This is a genomic window from Achromobacter sp. RW408, from assembly GCF_003184165.1.
GTDB classification, from domain to species: domain Bacteria; phylum Pseudomonadota; class Gammaproteobacteria; order Burkholderiales; family Burkholderiaceae_B; genus Achromobacter; species Achromobacter xylosoxidans.
In genome coordinates this window covers 454941-471782 of record NZ_QHHO01000046.1, presented here as the reverse complement: position 1 = coordinate 471782, position 16842 = coordinate 454941, and the positions used below count along the sequence as shown (strand labels likewise).

The following is a 16842-nucleotide window of genomic DNA, read 5'->3' as shown; positions in this document are numbered from 1 at the left end:
GTCCCCGATTCACATCATACAAACGAAAAACGGACCGCTCCGCCTCCGGCCTGCCCGCGGGGACAGGCAGGCCGGAGATGAGGGAGTGCATAGGAGCCTGAAACCAGGCTCCAGGTTCAATCCGCCTGCTTGCGCAGGAATGCCGGGATGTCGAAATGATCCATGCCCGAGCTTTCCAGCGCGCGCACCTGGGCCGACGCCTGGCTGCGCGGGTTGCGCATGACAGACGGCATGTCCAGATTGCGGTAGTCGCCCTGACCGGCGGCCGGCATCGTGCCCATGGGCAGGTTGTCGGTGCCGGTGCGCAGCGCCTCGGCGGTGTTCTGCACCAGTTGCGGACGCGCCTGCGCACGGCCCAGGCCGGTCGCAACCACGGTCACGCGCAGGTTTTCACCCATCGATTCGTCGTAGGCGGTGCCGAAGATCACGGTGGCGTCGTCCGAAGCGTAGCTGCGGATCGTTTCCATGATTTCGCGCGTTTCGCGCATCTTCAGCGAGCGGCTGGCGGTGATGTTGACCAGCACGCCGCGCGCGCCGTTCAGGTCCACGCCTTCCAGCAGCGGGCAGGCGATGGCGTGCTCGGCGGCGACGCGGGCGCGGTCAGCGCCCGAAGCCGATGCCGTGCCCATCATGGCCTGGCCCTGCTCGCCCATGATCGTCTTGACGTCTTCGAAGTCGACGTTGACGTTGCCTTCGACGTTGATGATTTCGGCGATACCCGCGCAGGCGTTGTGCAGGATGTCGTCGGCCGAACGGAAGCAGTCTTCCTGCGTCGCGTCCTCGTCCATCAGTTCATACAGGTTCTCGTTGAGCACCACGATGAGCGAATGCACGTGCTTGGCCAGTTCGGCGATGCCGTCCTCGGCCATCTTCAGGCGCTTGTTGCCTTCGAACGTGAAGGGCTTGGTGACCACGCCCACCGTCAGAATGCCCAGCTCCTTGGCGACTTCGGCCACGACCGGGCCTGCGCCCGTGCCGGTGCCGCCGCCCATGCCCGCGGTGATGAAGACCATGTGCGCGCCGTTCAGGGCGGCACGGATCTCTTCACGCGCGGTTTCGGCCGACGCGCGGCCTTGCTCGGGCTTGGCGCCCGCGCCCAGGCCGGTGCGGCCCAGGCGGATCTGCACCGGGGCGTTGGTCGCCGCCAGTGCCTGCGCATCGGTGTTGGCGCAGATGAAGTCCACGCCGTGCACGCCGCTGCGAATCATGTGCGCGACGGCATTGCCGCCCGCACCGCCCACACCAACGACCTTGATTACGGTCCCTTTGGTGTTGTTCTCAAGCATCTCAAAGTTCATCATGATGACTCCCTCACAAGTCCGATTTTGCAAATCACAAAAATTCCCCAACAACCTATATTTTGTGAATCGCCTCAAAGCCGAAGCCGACTGCTTTGGTCCGCAACGGGTTTGAGACGCCTCCCCTTTCTGGCCCGGCCCGCCCTACCGCCGCGGATCGTGCCAAGGAGCAGGCCCCAACCTGCCCCCCTCTTCAATTCATGAACCATTCCTTCATGCGCGCCAGCAGGCTCTTGAAATTGCCGGTCTGCGCGGCCACCTTGCGGCCACGCACGCGCTGCATGCGCGCTTCCTGCAGCAAGCCCATCACCGTCGAGAAGCGCGGATTGCGCATCACGTCGGCCAGGCTGCCTTCGTATTCGGGCACCGCCACGCGCACCGGCTTGAGGAACACGTCCTCGGCCAGTTCGATCATGCCGGGCAATTGCGCCGAGCCGCCGGTCAGCACCACGCCGGAAGCCAGCAGGTCCTCGTAGCCGGAGTCGCGCACCACCTGCTGCACCAGCGTGAACAGTTCTTCAACGCGCGGCTCGATCACGGCGCCCAGCGCCTGGCGCTTGACCTGGCGCGGGCCGCGGTCGCCCAGGCCCGGCACTTCCACGGACTCGTCCGGGCTCGCCAGCACCTGCTTGGCCACGCCGTAGCGCAGCTTGATTTCCTCGGCATCGGGCGTCGGCGTGCGCAGCATGGCCGCGATGTCGTTGGTGATCTGGTCGCCGGCGATCGGCAGCACGGCGGTGTGGCGGATCGCGCCGCCGGTGAAGATCGCCACGTCGGTGGTGCCGCCGCCGATATCCACCAGGACGACGCCCAGTTCCTTTTCGTCGGCGGTCAGCACGGCCAGGCTGGAGGCCAGCGGCTGCAGGATCAGGTCCTGCACTTCCAGGCCGCAGCGGCGCACGCACTTGACGATGTTCTGCGCGGCGCTGACGGCGCCGGTCACGATGTGCACGCGCACTTCCAGGCGCAGGCCGCTCATGCCGATCGGCTCGCGGATGTCTTCCTGGCCGTCGACGATGAACTCCTGCGTCAGCACGTGCAGCACCTGCTGGTCGGTCGGGATGTTCACCGCCTTGGCGGTCTCGATGACGCGGGCGACGTCGGTGGCGGTGACTTCCTTGTCCTTGACGGCGACCATGCCGCTGGAATTGAAGCTGCGGATATGGCTGCCGGCGATGCCGGTGTAGACGTCTCGGATCTTGCAATCTGCCATCAGCTCGGCTTCTTCAAGCGCGCGCTGAATCGAATTCACAGTGGTCTCGATATTGACGACCACGCCCTTGCGCATGCCGCGCGACTCGTGCTGGCCCAGGCCGAGCACTTCGAATCGCCCTTCGGGCAGGATTTCAGCCACCACAGCCACCACCTTGCTGGTGCCGATATCGAGGGCGACGATGAGGTCCTTGATGTCACGGGTCATGGCGTTAGCGTTTCTTGGGAGGTTTCGGTGTGGATTTGGGTTTGTTTGCCGACGCGGGCAACGGGGCCAGCGCCAGGGCGAAACCATTGGGATAGCGCAGGTCGGCCTGCGTGATGGTGCGCCCTTCCAGGCGCCCCGACACGGCGGGCCAGGCCTGCACAAAACGTTGAATGCGCGCCGCGAAAGGCAGCGCGCCGGGCAGGCCGTGCGGGTCCGGCGCATCGGCGCCCGGATCGCGGCCCAGGTCCAGCAGCATGCCGTTGGACAGCACCACGCGCCAGGCGTAGCGCGGACTCAGCTCCAGCTGCTTGACGTGCATATCGAGCGGCGCGAACCAGCGCGCCAGCTCGGCGTAGCGTTGCACCACCAGCGACTCGGTGCCCTCGGGCCCGGAGAACTGCGGCAGCACCGTCTCGTCGTCCACTTCGCCCGTGTTGGCCGTGAACGCCTCGCCCCAGGTGTTGATCATCTGGTTCTCGTTCCACAGCGCCAGCGGCTGCTGCTCCTCGATGCGCACGCGCAGCACATTGGGCCAGATCCGCCGCACCGTGGCGTGGCGCACCCATGGCACCGACTCGAAGATCTCGCGCGCGTCGTCCAGGTCCACCGTGAAGAAGTTGCCCTTGAAGCGCCCCGCGATCGCCGCGCGCACCGCGCCCGGCGAGACATAGTGCAGCTCGGTGTCCGGCGTGGACTCCAGCTCGATGGCCGACAGCGTGAAGTACGGACGCTGCGCCACCCACACCACGCCCGCCAGGAGCATGGCGCAGACCGCCAGCACGGCAAGCGTGTTGGCGATCAGGTTGGTAGTGCGAGCGTCGTTCCACACAGAATGTCCGGGTCAAGTATTGCGAGCGGCGCTGTGCAACTTGCACGAGGCGTCGGCCAGGATCGTCACGCACAGCTCGGCATAGCTCATGCCGGTGGCGCGGGCCGCCATCGGCACCAGCGAATGGCTGGTCATGCCGGGCGAGGTATTCATTTCAAGCAGCCAGGGGCGGTTGTCGGCGTCCAGCATGAAGTCGGCGCGACCCCAGCCTTCACAACCCAGCGCGCGATAGGCGCGCACCGCGATGTCGGCGACCTCCTCGGCAACGGCAGGCGGCAGCGCCGCCGGGCAGAAGTACTGCGTGTCGTCGGAGAAGTACTTGTGTTCGTAGTCGTAGTTGCCGCCGGGCGCGGCGATCTCGATCACCGGCAGCGCGCGCGCGCTCTTGCCGCCGCCCAGGATCGCCACGGTCAGCTCGCGGCCCTGGATGAACTGCTCGGCCAGCACCTCGGCGTCGAACTTGGCAGCCAGGGCATAGGCTTCCTTCATGTCGGAATAGCCCACCACCTTGGTGATGCCCACGGTCGAACCTTCGTGCGGCGGCTTGATGATCAGCGGCAGGCTCAGGCGGTCCGGCACTAGGCGCAGTTCGGTGTCGGCATCCAGCAACTCGAATTCCGGCGTGGGCAGGCCATGCTGCAGCCACACGCGCTTGGTCATGGTCTTGTCCATGGCCAGGGCCGAGGCCAGCGGGCCGCTGCCGGTATAGGGGATGCCCAGCAGTTCCAGCGCGCCCTGGATCGAGCCGTCCTCGCCGAAGCGGCCATGCAGCGCGATGAACACGCGCTCGAAGCCCTCGGCGGCCAATTCAGCCAGGCTGCGTTCACCGGTGTCGAACAGGTGCGCGTCGACGCCGGCGCTCAGCAGCGCCTGGTGCACGCCGGCCCCGGACATCAGCGACACCTCGCGTTCGGCGGAACGGCCGCCGTACAACACACCTACTTTGCCGAATTTCGCGCTCATGCCAATTCTCCAACTTGGGCCGGGACCTTGCTGATCGAGCCCGCCCCCATGACGATCACCACGTCGCGATCGCGCACGAAATCGACCACCGCCTGCGGCAGGTCGGCCACGTCCTCGACGAACACCGGCTCGACCTTGCCGGCCACGCGCAGGGCGCGCGACAGGGCGCGGCCGTCGGCGGCCACCAGCGGCGGCTCGCCGGCGGCATAGACCTCGGTCAGCAGCACCGCGTCGGCCGTGCCCAGCACGCGCACGAAATCCTCGAAGCAGTCGCGGGTACGCGTGTAGCGGTGCGGCTGGAACGCCAGCACAATGCGGCGGTCGGGCCAGGCGCCGCGGGCCGCGGCCAGCGTGGCGGCCATTTCCACCGGATGGTGGCCGTAGTCGTCGATCACCGTGAAGGTGCCGCCGCCATGCGCGGCCGGCACCGGGAATTCGCCCGTCTGCGTAAAGCGGCGGCCCACGCCCTTGAACGACGCCAGCGCGTCGCGAATGGCTTCATCGGACACGCCCAGCTCGGTCGCCACGGCGATCGCCGCCAGCGCGTTGCGCACGTTGTGCAGGCCCGGCAGGTTCAGCTCCACCTGCAGCGGCGGCAGCAGCGTGTCGCGGTGGCTGCGCTGCACGTTGAAGCGCATGCGCGTGCCGTCCGCCTGCACTTCGTAGCCGCGCACCATCGCGTCTTCGTTCAGGCCATACGAGGTAATGGGGCGCGACACGAACGGCATGATCTCGCGCACGTTGGCGTCATCGGTGCACAGCACCGCGCTGCCGTAGAACGGCAGGCGCTGGGTGAATTCGATGAACGCGCTCTTGAGGCGGGCCACGTCGTGGCCATAGGTGTCCATGTGATCCGCGTCGATGTTGGTCACGATGGCCATCACCGGCAGCAGGTTCAGGAACGAGGCGTCGGATTCGTCGGCCTCGACCACGATGTAGTCGCCCTGTCCCAGCCGCGCATTGGCGCCGGCGGAATTCAGGCGCCCGCCGATCACGAAGGTCGGGTCCAGGTCGCCGGCGGCCAGGATGCTGGCCACCAGGCTGGTGGTGGTGGTCTTGCCGTGCGTGCCCGCCACCGCGATGCCGCGCTTCAGGCGCATCAGCTCGGCCAGCATGATGGCGCGCGGCACCACCGGAATGCGCGCGGCGCGGGCCCCGATGACCTCGGGGTTGTCGCCCGCCACCGCGGTCGACGTGACGATGGCGTCGGCGCCGGTGACATTGCTGGCGACGTGACCGATGGCGATGTTCACGCCCAGCGCGGCCAGGCGGCGCGTCACGGCCGACTCGTTCAGGTCGGAGCCGCTGACGGTGTAGCCCAGGTTGAGCAACACCTCGGCAATGCCGCTCATGCCGGAGCCGCCGATGCCTACGAAATGGATATGTTGGATTCTGTGTTTCATGATGAACGCCCCGCTGCTTGTTCACAGACGTCGGCGATATGCGCCGCCGCTTGCGGGTGCGCATGCGCGCGGGCCCGTTCTGCGACGGCTTGCAGTTCTTGTCGATTGCGCTGGCCCAGCCAGTCCGCCAGCCACTCGGGGCTCAAGGCGCTCTGCGGCTGCAGCCAGGCGGCCTGCGCGTCGCTCAGGAAGCGCGCGTTGGCGGTCTGGTGATCGTCGATGGCATGGGGGAACGGCACGAACAGCGCCGCCACGCCCGCCGCGGCCACTTCGGACACCGTCATGGCGCCCGCGCGGCAGATCAGCAGGTCGGCGTCGCCCATGGCGCCGGCCATGTCGTCGATGAAGGCGCGGCAGTCGGCCGCCACGCCCGCCTGGGCGTAGGCCTGCTGCAGCGCCGGCAGATGTTGTTCGCCGGCCTGGTGCACCACCACCGGACGACGCTCCTGCGGCAGCCGCGCCAGCGCCTGCGGCACGGCGGTGTTCAGCGCCTGGGCGCCCAGGCTGCCGCCCACCACCAACAGCCGCAGCGGGCCGCCGCGGCCGGCGTAGCGCTGCGCCGGATCGGGCAAGGCGCACAGGTCGGCGCGCACGGGGTTACCCATGGCCTCGCCCTTGGGCAGCACGCCGGGAAAACCACTCAAGACGCGACGGGCCATGCGCGCCAGCCACTTGTTGGCGGTGCCGGCCACTGCGTTCTGTTCGTGCACCACCAGCGGCGTGCCGCGTAGCGCCGCGATGACGCCGCCGGGGAAGGCGACATAGCCGCCCATGCCCAGCACCACGTCCGGCCGCACCGCCGACAACCGCGACCAGGCCTGCGCAAAGGCGCGCACCAGCAGGAACGGCAGCTTCAGCAATGCAGCCGCGCCCTTGCCGCGCACGCCGGCGAAACGCAGCGGCACCAGCTCGATGCCGCGCGGCGGCACCAGCTTGCCTTCCATCTTGTCGGGATTGCCCAGCCACAGCACGCGCCAGCCGCGCTGGCGCAGCACATCGGCCACGGCCAGGCCGGGCATGATGTGCCCGCCGGTGCCGCCGGCCATGATGAGGATGGTGCGCGACGACGCGGTCATACCCGTCCCCCGCGCATCATGATGCGGTTTTCCACATCCACCCGTATCAGCATGGCCAGGGCGCACAGGTTCATCACCACGCCCGAACCGCCATAGCTCATCAGCGGCAACGTCAGGCCCTTGGTCGGCAGCAGCCCCAGGCACACGCCCATGTTGATGAAAGCCTGCACGCCGAACCACATCGCCACGCCATGCGCCACCAGGCCCGCGAAAGTGCGTTCCATGGCGATGGCCTGGCGGCCGATGTCGAAGCCGCGGTAGACGATGATGGCGAACAGCGAGATCACCAGCATCACGCCGGCGAAGCCGAGTTCCTCGCCCACCACCGCCATCAGGAAGTCGGTATGGGCTTCCGGCAGGTAGTGCAATTTCTCGACGCTGGCGCCCAGGCCCACGCCCAGCCACTCCCCGCGCCCCAGGGCGATGAGCGAATGCGACAGCTGGTAGGCACTGCCGTAGGCGTTGTCTTCGTTCCAGGGATCCAGATAGGCGAACAGGCGCGCGCGGCGCCACGGCGACAGCCAGATCAGCATCAGGAAAGTGCCCACCAGCACCGCCAGCAGGCTGCTGAAATACTTGCCGTTGATACCACCCAGGAACAGGATGCCGATGGCGATCGCCACGATCACCATGAATGCGCCCAGGTCGGGCTCGAGCAGCAGCAGCATGCCGACGCCGGCCAGCGCGAACGCCATGGGCAGGAAGCCGCGGGCGAAGGCCTGCATGTGTTCCTGCTTGCGCACGGTGTAGTCGGCGGCATAGAGCAGCGCGGCCAGCTTCATCAGTTCCGACGGCTGGAAATTCAGCGGGCCCAGCGGGATCCAGCGATGCGCGCCGTTGACCTCGCGGCCGATGCCCGGAATCAGCACGGCCACCAGCAGCACCATCGCCACCACGAACAGCGGCACCGCCAGGCGCTGCCAGACACGGATCGGCACCGCCAGCACAACCGCGGCCGCCACCAGGCCGGCGCTGATGAACAGGCCGTGGCGGATCACGAAGTAGTAGCGGCCATAGGAGGCATAGCGCGGACCGTCGGCCAGCGCGATCGATGCCGAATACACCATCAGCAGGCCGAGCAGCAGCAAGGTCGACGCCGCAATCGCGAGCGGCATGTCGAAATTGCGCATGCGGGTACGGCCGGGCCGTACGGCATTGACGCTGGCGGTGAGATCGGCGATCAGGCTCATGCCACCTCTCCCCGGTCGCGGGCCAGGTCTTCGACCTCTTCCACGAACACTTGCCCGCGGTGCGGGTAATTGCGGAACATGTCCAGGCTGGCGCAGGCGGGCGAGAGCAGCACCACGTCGCCGGCCTGGGCCAGTTCGGCGGCGCGGCGCACGGCGTCGCGCAGCGATTCCACGGCGATGCAGTCGACGCCGGTGGCGGCCAGCACGCGGCCGATCTCGGGGCCATCCTGGCCGATCAGCAGCACGGCGCGCGCATGGCGCGACACGACGGGGATCAGCGGCGAAAAATCCTGGCCCTTGCCCTGGCCGCCGGCGATAAGCACCACCGGCTGGCCCATGCCTTCGAGCGCGGCCACGGTGGCGCCGACGTTGGTGCCCTTGCTGTCGTTGATGTAGTCCACGCCGCCGATACTGCGCACGAAGGCGGCGCGATGCGGCTCGCCCGCGTATTCGCGCAGGGCGCGCAGCATGGGGCCCCAACCGAGGTCGAGGCAGCGCGCCAGCTGCAATGCGGCCAGCGCGTTCAAGGCATTGTGGATGCCGCGGATGCGCAAGGCATCGACCGGCATCAGGCGGCTCATGCGGCCCTTGGCGCGGGTCGACTCCGGCGCGTCCTTCTTGCGGCGCACCGGCGCCACCGGTTCGTCGAAATCGAGCGGCTCGGCCGCCACCAGCCAGGCCACGCCCTGGCCCAATTCCAGCCCCATGTCGCCGACCAGCTCAGGCACCTCGCGGCCAAAGCTGCGCACCGGCATGGCGTCCAGCGACGGCACCATGTCGACGGTGTACGGATCGTCGCGGTTGACGATGGCGATGCGCGTCATCTTCAGCAGGCGCGCCTTGGTCCGCGCGTAGGCGTCCATGCCGCCGTGCCAGTCCAGGTGATCCTGCGTCACATTGAGCACGACGGCCGCGTCGGCCATCAGCGTGTGCGTGGTCTCGAGCTGGAAGCTCGACAGTTCCAGCACCCACACCTGCGGCAGGTCGTCGGCATCCAGCGCCTGCATCAAGGCGGTCAGCGCGGCCGGGCTGATGTTGCCGGCGGCCAGCACCGACAGGCCGCTGGCCGCCACCAGGTCGCGCGTCAGCGCGGTGACGGTGGTCTTGCCATTGGTGCCGGTCACGGCCAGCACGCGCGGGCGGTACTCGCGGGTCTCGGCCAGTTCGGCCAGCGCCCGCGCAAACAACTCGATCTCGCCGATGACCTCGATGCCGCGGGCCTTGGCCTCGCGCAGCAGGTCGCCGGCCGGCGCTCCGTCCGGCGCGAGCCCCGGGCTGACGACGACCTGGCTCACGCCGTCCAGCAACGCGACATCGAAAGACGTATCGCAACCCAGGCGGTATTCGACCTCGGCCTGCGCCAGCGCGTCACGCAACGCGGACAGCCCACCCGGCTCCGCGCGCGTGTCGGCCACGCGCAGGCGGGCGCCCTGGCGGGCGCTCCAGCGTGCGGCGGCCACGCCCGACTCGCCCAATCCGAGGATCAGGACGAGCGGCGCATCGGCGCGGGAGGTGGTTTCCATCGTGTTCATCGCAACTTCAGGGTAGAGAGGCCAATCAGCACCAGCATCATGCTGATGATCCAGAAACGCACGACCACCTGGGTTTCCTTCCAGCCGCCAACTTCGAAGTGATGATGCAGCGGAGCCATGCGGAATATGCGTCTACCTGTTCCATAACGTCGCTTGGTGTACTTGAACCACGTCACCTGGATCATCACCGACAGGGTCTCGACCACGAACACGCCGCCCATGATGAACAGCACGATCTCCTGGCGCACGATGACCGCGATGGTGCCCAGCGCGCCACCCAGCGCCAGCGCGCCGACGTCACCCATGAAGACCTGCGCCGGATACGCGTTGAACCACAAAAATGCCAGCCCCGCGCCGCCGATCGCCGCGCACAGCACCATCAATTCCGATGCCCCGGGGATGTACGGGAACAGCAGGTACTTCGAATAGTCGACACGGCCGACCACGTAGGCAAAGATGCCGAGCGCGCTGCCGACCATCACGGTGGGCATGATCGCCAGGCCATCCAGGCCGTCGGTCAGGTTGACGGCGTTGCTGGTGCCGACGATCACGGCCCACGTCAACGCCACGAAACCAAGCACGCCCAGCGGGTAGCTGACGGTCTTGAAGAACGGCACGATCAGGTCGGCGCGCGTCGGCAGCGACATCGTGAAGCCGCTGCCCACCCAGGCCTTGAACAGCGGCCACAGCTCGGTGTTGGCGGGCGCCGACACGGCGAACGCCAGATAGACCGCGGCCACCAGGCCGATGGACGCCTGCCAGAAGAACTTCTGGCGCGCCGGCATGCCTTCCGGATCGCGATAGACCACCTTGCGGTAATCGTCCATCCAGCCGATCCAGCCAAAGCCGAACGTCACCAGCAGCACCACCCACACGAAGCGGTTGGTCCAGTCGGCCCACAGCAGCGTGCTGATGGCGATGGAAATCAGGATCAGCACACCGCCCATGGTCGGGGTGCCGGTCTTGACCAGGTGGCTTTCCGGGCCATACGAACGCACGGCCTGGCCGATCTTCATCTCGGTCAGCTTGCGGATCACGCGCGGGCCGGCCACCAGGCCGATCAGCAGCGCGGTGGCGCACGCCAGCACCGCGCGCAGCGTGATGTACTCGAACACGCCCAAGGCGCGCACATCATCGGAAAGCAGGCGGGCGATCTCAAGCAGCATGGTTGTCCCCCTGCCCCTTGGACGCCTGTCCGTCATTCGAAATAAAAGCCGTCACTACCCGCTCCATGCGCATAAAGCGCGATCCCTTTATCAATACGCAGGACGCGCGCAGGCCGCGCAATGCGGCAACGACTTCGTCTACCGATGCGCAGGCGTGCGCGCCCGTGCCGAACGCGGCCGCGGCCGCCCGGCTGGCATCGCCTAGCGTGATGAGCGCGTCGAGGCCAAGCTCGCGCGCGTAATTGCCCACCTCTTCATGCATGGCGGGGCCGTTGTCCCCGACCTCGCCCATGTCGCCCAGTACCAGGACGCGGGTTCCGGCGATACGCGCCAGCACGTCGATGGCCGCGCGAACCGAGTCGGGGTTGGCATTGTAGGTGTCATCGATGAGCAACGTTCCGTCACTCAATTTCTTGTATTGCATGCGGCCCGCCACGGGGCTGAAACCGGCCAGCGCCCGTACCGCCACGTCCAACGGCGCCCCCGCGGCGATGGCACTGGCGATCGCCGCCAGCGCATTGCGCAGGTTGTGCACGCCGGGCACCGGCAGCGTCAGGTCGGCGCTGCCCACCGGCGTCACCACGCGGCAGCGCGTCGAATCGACGTCCGCCAGGATCTGCTCGGCGTAGACATCCAGGCCGGGCTGCAGGCCGAAACGCAGCGCGCGGCGCGGCGCGGCCAGCCTGTCCCAGATGGCCGCGTAAGGCTCGTCGCCCGGATAGACCGCCACGCCGTCCGCCGGCAGCGCCGCGATGGCGGCGCCATTTTCCAGCGCCACCGCTTCCACGGTATGCATGAACTCCTGGTGCTCGCGCTGGGCATTGGTCACCAGCGCCACGCTCGGCGCCGCGATGGCCGCCAATTGGGCGATCTCGCCCGGATGATTCATGCCCAGCTCGAAAACGGCGGCGCGATGTTCCGGGCGCAGGCGCAGCACGGTCAACGGCACGCCGATGTCGTTGTTCAGGTTGCCGGCCGTGGCCAGGCGGCCGGCCTCGCCGCGCCAGCCGGCCAACATGGCCGAGATCATTTCCTTGGTGGTGGTCTTGCCGTTGCTGCCCGTCACCGCCACCACCGGCAGCTTGAAACGGGCGCGCCAGGCCGCGCCGATGCGCATCAGCGCCACGCGCGTATCGCCCAGCACCAGCTGCGGCAGGCTCGATTCCGGCACCGCGTGCGCCACCACCGCGGCGCAAGCGCCGCGCTCTGCGGCCTGGTCCAGATAGTTGTGCGCGTCGAAGTTCTCGCCCACCAGCGCCACGAACAACTCGCCGGCGCCAATGCGTCGCGTATCCGTGGAAACGCCCTTGACCAGCGGCAGCAGCAGCGCCAGGCGCGCCCACTCGCGATCGTCGAAGGGCAGCTTCTCGCCGGCGATTTCCTGATAGGTCTCGTGGCCCTTGCCTGCCAGCAGCACCACGTCCTCGGGCGCGCTGGCCCAGATGGCCTGCATGATGGCGCGGGCGCGGTCGACCTGCACTTCGACCGCCACCGACGCCGGAATGCCGGCCAGGATCTGCGCCACGATGGCGTCGGGCGACTCGCTGCGCGGGTTGTCGCTGGACACCACCACGTGATCCGCCAATTCGGCGGCGATGCGGCCCATCTCCGGGCGCTTGCCGGCATCGCGATCACCGCCGCAACCGAACACGCACACCAGGCGGCCCGCCCGCGCCTGGGCCACGGGGCGCAATGCCATCAGCGCGCGCGCCAGCGAATCGGGGGTATGGGAGTAGTCCACCACCACCAGCGCGCCCCGGCCCGCATGGGCCTGCGTGCTGGCGGCAACCGGCTCCACGGTCTGCAGGCGGCCGTCGACCGGATCGGTCGCGGCCAGTTCGCGCGCGATCTGCGCGAACGGCAGGCCCAGCTTGTACAGCACGCCCGCCACCAGCAACAGGTTGGAGACGTTGTGCGCCCCCAGCAGGCGCGTCACGATCTGGGCCTCGCCATGCGGCGACACCAGCGTGAAGATCTGGCCTTGCGCGGTGGCCTGCAAGTCGCGCGCGCGCATCGCCGCGGGAATCGCGGGATCCGCGCTCAGGCTGTAGCCCATCACCGACAGGTCCGCCGGCAGCGAAGCGATCAGGCGGCGCCCGGCTTCGTCATCGGCATTGACCACCGCAGCGCTCAGGCCGGGCCAGCGGAACAGGCTGGCCTTGGCCGCCTCGTAGCGTTCCATGGTGCCGTGATAGTCGAGGTGATCGCGGGTCAGGTTGGTGTAGGCAGCCAGCGCCACCCGCACGCCGTCCATGCGACCCTGTTCGATGCCGATCGACGATGCCTCCATCGCCACCGCCTTGGCGCCGGCATCGCGCATGGCGGCCAGCAGGCGATGCACGGTCAGCACATCCGGAGTCGTGAGATGGCCGCCCAGCGTCTGCCCGTCGGGCAGCACGGCGCCCAGGGTGCCGATGGTGCCGCAGGGCTTGTCGTTGCGGCCCAGTGCGTGGGCGATCCATTGCACCGACGAGGTCTTGCCGTTGGTGCCGGTCACGGCCACCACGGCCAGCGTGGACGACGGCCGGCCGTACCAGGTGTCGCCCAGCTCGCCCAGCAGGGCGCGCAGGCCGGTCACCGGCAGCATCGGCGTATCGCCGGCGGCGGCCGCGGCCTCGATGGCCGCGGTCGCGGGCGCTTCGAACAGCACCGCGCTGGCGCCCAGCGCCAGCGCCTTCTCTATATATAGACGGCCGTCGCTGGACAAGCCCGGGCAGGCGACGAACACGTCGCCCGGCTCGATCTCGCGCGAGTCCAGCTTCAGGTGCGCGGTCAACGACACGCGCGAATGCAACCACGCCACGGCTTGTTCGACCGTGGCGGCGGGGGATGAGAGGAAGCCCTTGGCGCTCATCTGCCTGGCTCCTTGATACCAGCAACAATTGTCGATTCGAAGGGCGCGTCCGGCCGCACCCCCATCAACCGCAGACTCCCACCGACGATATGGGAGAACACGGGCGCGGCGATCGCGCCGCCGTAATAACCGCCGACCGTGGGCTCGTCGATCGAGACGGCCACCACGATCTTGGGGTCGGACACCGGCGCAAAGCCGACGTACGAGCTGCGATAGCGCTGCATGCTGTACTTGCCGTCGACGATCTTGCGCGCGGTGCCGCTCTTGCCGGCCACGCGGTAGCCCTGGACCTGGGCGGCCTTGGTGCCTTCCGGGCCGGCAGCCGCTTCCAGCATGCCGCGCACCAGCGCGGTGGTCTTGGGCGTGTAGATCTTGACGCTGGTCGGATCGCTGTCGCGCTTGACCAGGGTCAGCGACACCATGTCGCCGTTGCGGGCGAACACCGTGTAGGCGCGCGCCACCTGCAGCAGCGACACCGACAGGCCGTAGCCGTAGGCCATGGTGGCCTTCTCGATCAGGCGCCAGCGATCCCACGGACGCAGGCGGCCGGGCGCCGCGCCGGGAAATCCCACCTGGGGCGCCTGGCCCAGGCCCAGTTCTGTGAAGCGATCCCACATTTCACGGGATTCCAGCTTCTCGGAGATCATCGTCATGCCGATGTTGCTGGACTTGCGCAGCACGCCGGCCACGTCCAGCGTGCCATTGCGGCTGACGTCGCTGATGGTGCTGCCCTGGTAGGTGAAGCGGCCATTGCCGGTCTCGAACAGGGTCGAGGTGGTGATGCGGCCCAGGTCCAGCGCCAGCGCGGCGGTGAACGGCTTCATGATCGAGCCGGGCTCGAACGTGTCGGTGATGGCCTGGTTGCGCAGGTTGGCGCCGTGAAAGGTCTCGCGCTTGTTCGGATCGAAGGTCGGCACGTTGGCCAGCGCCAGGATCTCGCCGGTATGCACGTCGACGACCACGGCGGTGGCGCCCTTGGCCTGATGCTTGTCCATGGCGTCCTTCAGTTCCTTGAACACCAGGTACTGAAGACGCGTATCGATCGACAGGCGCAGGTCGCGGCCGTCCACCGGCAGCGTCACGGCCTGCACGTCCTCGATGACGCGGCCCAACCGGTCCTTGATGACGCGGCGGCTGCCCGGCCGGCCCGACAGCTGCTGGTTGAAGGTCAGCTCGACGCCTTCCTGTCCCTGGTCCTCGACGCTGTTGAAACCCACCACGTGGGCCATCACGTCGCCGTCCGGGTAATAGCGGCGGGTCTCGGGCTGCTGGTGCACGCCCGGCAGGCCGAGCTGCTTGATCTTGTCGGCCACGTCCATCGCCACCTGACGCTTCAGGTAGACGAAATTCTTGTCTTCTTCCACCCGGCGGCGCAGGTCTGCCACCGGGGTTTCCAACAGTTTGGCCAACGTATCCAGCTGGGCGGGCGTGGCCTGCTTGAGGTCTTCCGGGATCGCCCAGATGGCTCGCGCCGGCACGCTGGAAGCCAGCACGGCGCCGTTGCGATCCATGATCTTGCCGCGCGTCGCGGCCAGCGTCAGCGTGCGCTCGTAGCGGCGCTCGCCCTGCTGCTGCAGGAATTCCGTGGACAGCCCTTGCAGGAACAGCGCGCGGCCGGCCAGCACGGTGAATCCGCCGAACAGCAGGATCAGCACCAGGCGCGCGCGCCAGGTCGGCAGCTGCCCGCGCAGCACCGGATTGTCGAAGAACGGAACGCGCTTCATTGGGCACCTCCGCTGGCCGGGACCGGCGCCTGATTCAGATACAGCGTGCGGTCAGGCACGATGGGAATCATCTTCAGGTTGTCGCGGGCGATCACGTCGACCCGGGCATTGCGCGCCAGTTCGGCGCGTTCCAGCTGCAACCGCCGCCAGTTGGTTTCCAGATCGCGCTCCTGCGCCTGATCGCGGCCCAGCTCCACGAAAAGCTGGCGCGACTGATACCGGCTGGTGACCAGGGAAATGGCCGACAGCATCAGCAAAGCCGCAACGATCAGGTTGACGCGACCCATCAGCGGCGCCCTCCCTTGCCGCCGCGGCGCGGCGGCGGAGCCAGGTCGCTGCCGGGCAGCGAACCGATTTTCACGAAGGCCATGCCGCCCTCGGCGGACAAGGGCGTGGCGGTGCGTTCGGCAACGCGCAGCACCGCCGAGCGGGCGCGCGCATTGGCCGCAACCTCTTCGTCCTCGGCCAGCACGCGTCCCAGGGAACGCAATACGGGTTGGGGCATTTCGCTTTCGCGCAGGGGCAGGCGCGCATGCGCGGCAGCCGGACGAGCCGCCGCCGCGATGCACTGCTTGACCATGCGGTCTTCAAGCGAATGAAAGCTGATCACCGCCAACCTCCCCCCCGGGGCGAGCAGGTCTAGAGCTGACGCGAGGGTGCGCGCGAGCTCTTCGAGTTCCCGATTGATGTAAATCCGTAGAGCTTGAAAGGTGCGTGTGGCCGGATGCTGCCCCTTTTCGCGCGTGCGGACGGCGCTGGCGACGCACTCGGCAAGCTCGAGCGTGGTGCGCAGCGGCCTTGTTGCGCGGCGAGCAGCAATCGCCTTTGCAACCTGAAAAGCAAACCGTTCTTCGCCATAATCCGCTATGACCTCCCGCATCTCATCCACACTGGCTTGCGCCAGCCAATCCGCCACCGTGGGTCCACGAGTGGTGTCCATCCGCATGTCGAGCGGGCCATCCCGCATGAACGAGAAACCGCGCTCGGCATCATCGATCTGAGGCGACGACACGCCCAGATCCAGCATCACGCCATCGACCTTGTCGATGCCGAGCTGCCGCAACTCTTCGGCCATGGTGGCAAAGCCGCCATGCACCACCGTCACCCGGGAATCCGCCGCCGCCAACGCATTGGCCACCGCGATCGCCTCGGGATCCTTGTCGAACACCACCAGGCGGGCCGTCGGTCCCAGGCGGCCGAGCAGCTCGCGGCTGTGGCCGCCGCGACCGAAGGTGCCGTCGACGAAGACACCCCGTTCCGCTCGCGTAGCCGCAGCCGGCTCGTCGCCGGGCTGCGACCGTGCCGCGCCCTTGCCGCCGAAATCGGCCAGCAACAGCGCGTCCACCGTCGGCTCCAGCAGGACGGGCCGATGTTCGAATTCCATAAC

The 16842-nt window shown here is 68.0% G+C and carries 13 protein-coding genes; all 13 read right to left on the bottom strand.

The window, feature by feature from the left end; translation table 11 throughout:
* Window positions 1-116: 116 nt before the first annotated feature.
* Complete coding sequence (gene ftsZ / locus DK459_RS12280) at window positions 117-1301, bottom strand: cell division protein FtsZ (RefSeq protein ID WP_006388786.1); 1185 nt, start codon at window positions 1299-1301, stop codon at window positions 117-119.
* Between the two features lie 190 nt (window positions 1302-1491).
* Window positions 1492-2718: a cell division protein FtsA gene (ftsA, locus tag DK459_RS12275; protein ID WP_006217473.1), complete on the bottom strand. Its 1227-nt coding sequence runs from the start codon at window positions 2716-2718 to the stop codon at window positions 1492-1494.
* Window positions 2719-2722: 4 nt separating this feature from the next.
* Complete coding sequence (locus tag DK459_RS12270; RefSeq protein WP_047992646.1) at window positions 2723-3547, bottom strand: cell division protein FtsQ/DivIB; 825 nt, start codon at window positions 3545-3547, stop codon at window positions 2723-2725.
* 12 nt (window positions 3548-3559) lie between these two features.
* Complete coding sequence (locus DK459_RS12265) at window positions 3560-4510, bottom strand: D-alanine--D-alanine ligase (protein ID WP_024067750.1); 951 nt, start codon at window positions 4508-4510, stop codon at window positions 3560-3562.
* Window positions 4507-5913 carry a UDP-N-acetylmuramate--L-alanine ligase gene (gene murC, locus DK459_RS12260; RefSeq protein WP_054499955.1) on the bottom strand — a complete coding sequence of 469 codons (1407 nt, stop codon included), beginning with the start codon at window positions 5911-5913 and terminating at the stop codon, window positions 4507-4509. Before murC ends, DK459_RS12265 begins: the two co-directional genes overlap by 4 nt.
* A complete protein-coding gene (gene murG / locus DK459_RS12255; RefSeq protein ID WP_006388782.1) occupies window positions 5910-6989 on the bottom strand; it encodes an undecaprenyldiphospho-muramoylpentapeptide beta-N-acetylglucosaminyltransferase in 1080 nt (359 codons plus the stop codon). Before murG ends, murC begins: the two co-directional genes overlap by 4 nt.
* Window positions 6986-8179 carry a putative lipid II flippase FtsW gene (gene ftsW, locus DK459_RS12250; protein WP_006388781.1) on the bottom strand — a complete coding sequence of 398 codons (1194 nt, stop codon included), beginning with the start codon at window positions 8177-8179 and terminating at the stop codon, window positions 6986-6988. Before ftsW ends, murG begins: the two co-directional genes overlap by 4 nt.
* Window positions 8176-9711: a UDP-N-acetylmuramoyl-L-alanine--D-glutamate ligase gene (gene murD / locus DK459_RS12245; RefSeq protein ID WP_110134779.1), complete on the bottom strand. Its 1536-nt coding sequence runs from the start codon at window positions 9709-9711 to the stop codon at window positions 8176-8178. The genes ftsW and murD overlap by 4 nt, the downstream gene beginning before the upstream one ends.
* Complete coding sequence (mraY, locus tag DK459_RS12240) at window positions 9708-10877, bottom strand: phospho-N-acetylmuramoyl-pentapeptide-transferase (RefSeq protein ID WP_006388779.1); 1170 nt, start codon at window positions 10875-10877, stop codon at window positions 9708-9710. Before mraY ends, murD begins: the two co-directional genes overlap by 4 nt.
* Entirely contained in the window at window positions 10867-13731 is a 2865-nt protein-coding gene (gene murF, locus DK459_RS12235) for a bifunctional UDP-N-acetylmuramoyl-L-alanyl-D-glutamate--2,6-diaminopimelate ligase MurE/UDP-N-acetylmuramoyl-tripeptide--D-alanyl-D-alanine ligase MurF (protein ID WP_006388778.1), read from the bottom strand. Before murF ends, mraY begins: the two co-directional genes overlap by 11 nt.
* Entirely contained in the window at window positions 13728-15455 is a 1728-nt protein-coding gene (locus tag DK459_RS12230) for a penicillin-binding protein 2 (RefSeq protein ID WP_006388777.1), read from the bottom strand. Before DK459_RS12230 ends, murF begins: the two co-directional genes overlap by 4 nt.
* Entirely contained in the window at window positions 15452-15742 is a 291-nt protein-coding gene (gene ftsL, locus DK459_RS12225; protein WP_006388776.1) for a cell division protein FtsL, read from the bottom strand. Before ftsL ends, DK459_RS12230 begins: the two co-directional genes overlap by 4 nt.
* Window positions 15742-16839, bottom strand: a complete 1098-nt coding sequence (rsmH, locus tag DK459_RS12220) for a 16S rRNA (cytosine(1402)-N(4))-methyltransferase RsmH (protein WP_006388775.1) — start codon at window positions 16837-16839, stop codon at window positions 15742-15744. The genes ftsL and rsmH overlap by 1 nt, the downstream gene beginning before the upstream one ends.
* Window positions 16840-16842 lie beyond the last annotated feature (3 nt).

Bases quoted from the DNA above. Each gene is read 5' to 3' on its own strand.
- ftsZ (WP_006388786.1), bottom strand. From the start codon at position 1,301: ATGATGAACTTTGAGATGCTTGAGAACAACACCAAAGGGACCGTAATC.
- ftsA (WP_006217473.1), bottom strand. From the start codon at position 2,718: ATGACCCGTGACATCAAGGACCTCATCGTCGCCCTCGATATCGGCACC.
- DK459_RS12265 (WP_024067750.1), bottom strand. From the start codon at position 4,510: ATGAGCGCGAAATTCGGCAAAGTAGGTGTGTTGTACGGCGGCCGTTCC.
- murC (WP_054499955.1), bottom strand. From the start codon at position 5,913: ATGAAACACAGAATCCAACATATCCATTTCGTAGGCATCGGCGGCTCC.
- murG (WP_006388782.1), bottom strand. From the start codon at position 6,989: ATGACCGCGTCGTCGCGCACCATCCTCATCATGGCCGGCGGCACCGGC.
- ftsW (WP_006388781.1), bottom strand. From the start codon at position 8,179: ATGAGCCTGATCGCCGATCTCACCGCCAGCGTCAATGCCGTACGGCCC.
- murD (WP_110134779.1), bottom strand. From the start codon at position 9,711: ATGAACACGATGGAAACCACCTCCCGCGCCGATGCGCCGCTCGTCCTG.
- mraY (WP_006388779.1), bottom strand. From the start codon at position 10,877: ATGCTGCTTGAGATCGCCCGCCTGCTTTCCGATGATGTGCGCGCCTTG.
- murF (WP_006388778.1), bottom strand. From the start codon at position 13,731: ATGAGCGCCAAGGGCTTCCTCTCATCCCCCGCCGCCACGGTCGAACAA.
- DK459_RS12230 (WP_006388777.1), bottom strand. From the start codon at position 15,455: ATGAAGCGCGTTCCGTTCTTCGACAATCCGGTGCTGCGCGGGCAGCTG.
- ftsL (WP_006388776.1), bottom strand. From the start codon at position 15,742: ATGGGTCGCGTCAACCTGATCGTTGCGGCTTTGCTGATGCTGTCGGCC.
- rsmH (WP_006388775.1), bottom strand. From the start codon at position 16,839: ATGGAATTCGAACATCGGCCCGTCCTGCTGGAGCCGACGGTGGACGCG.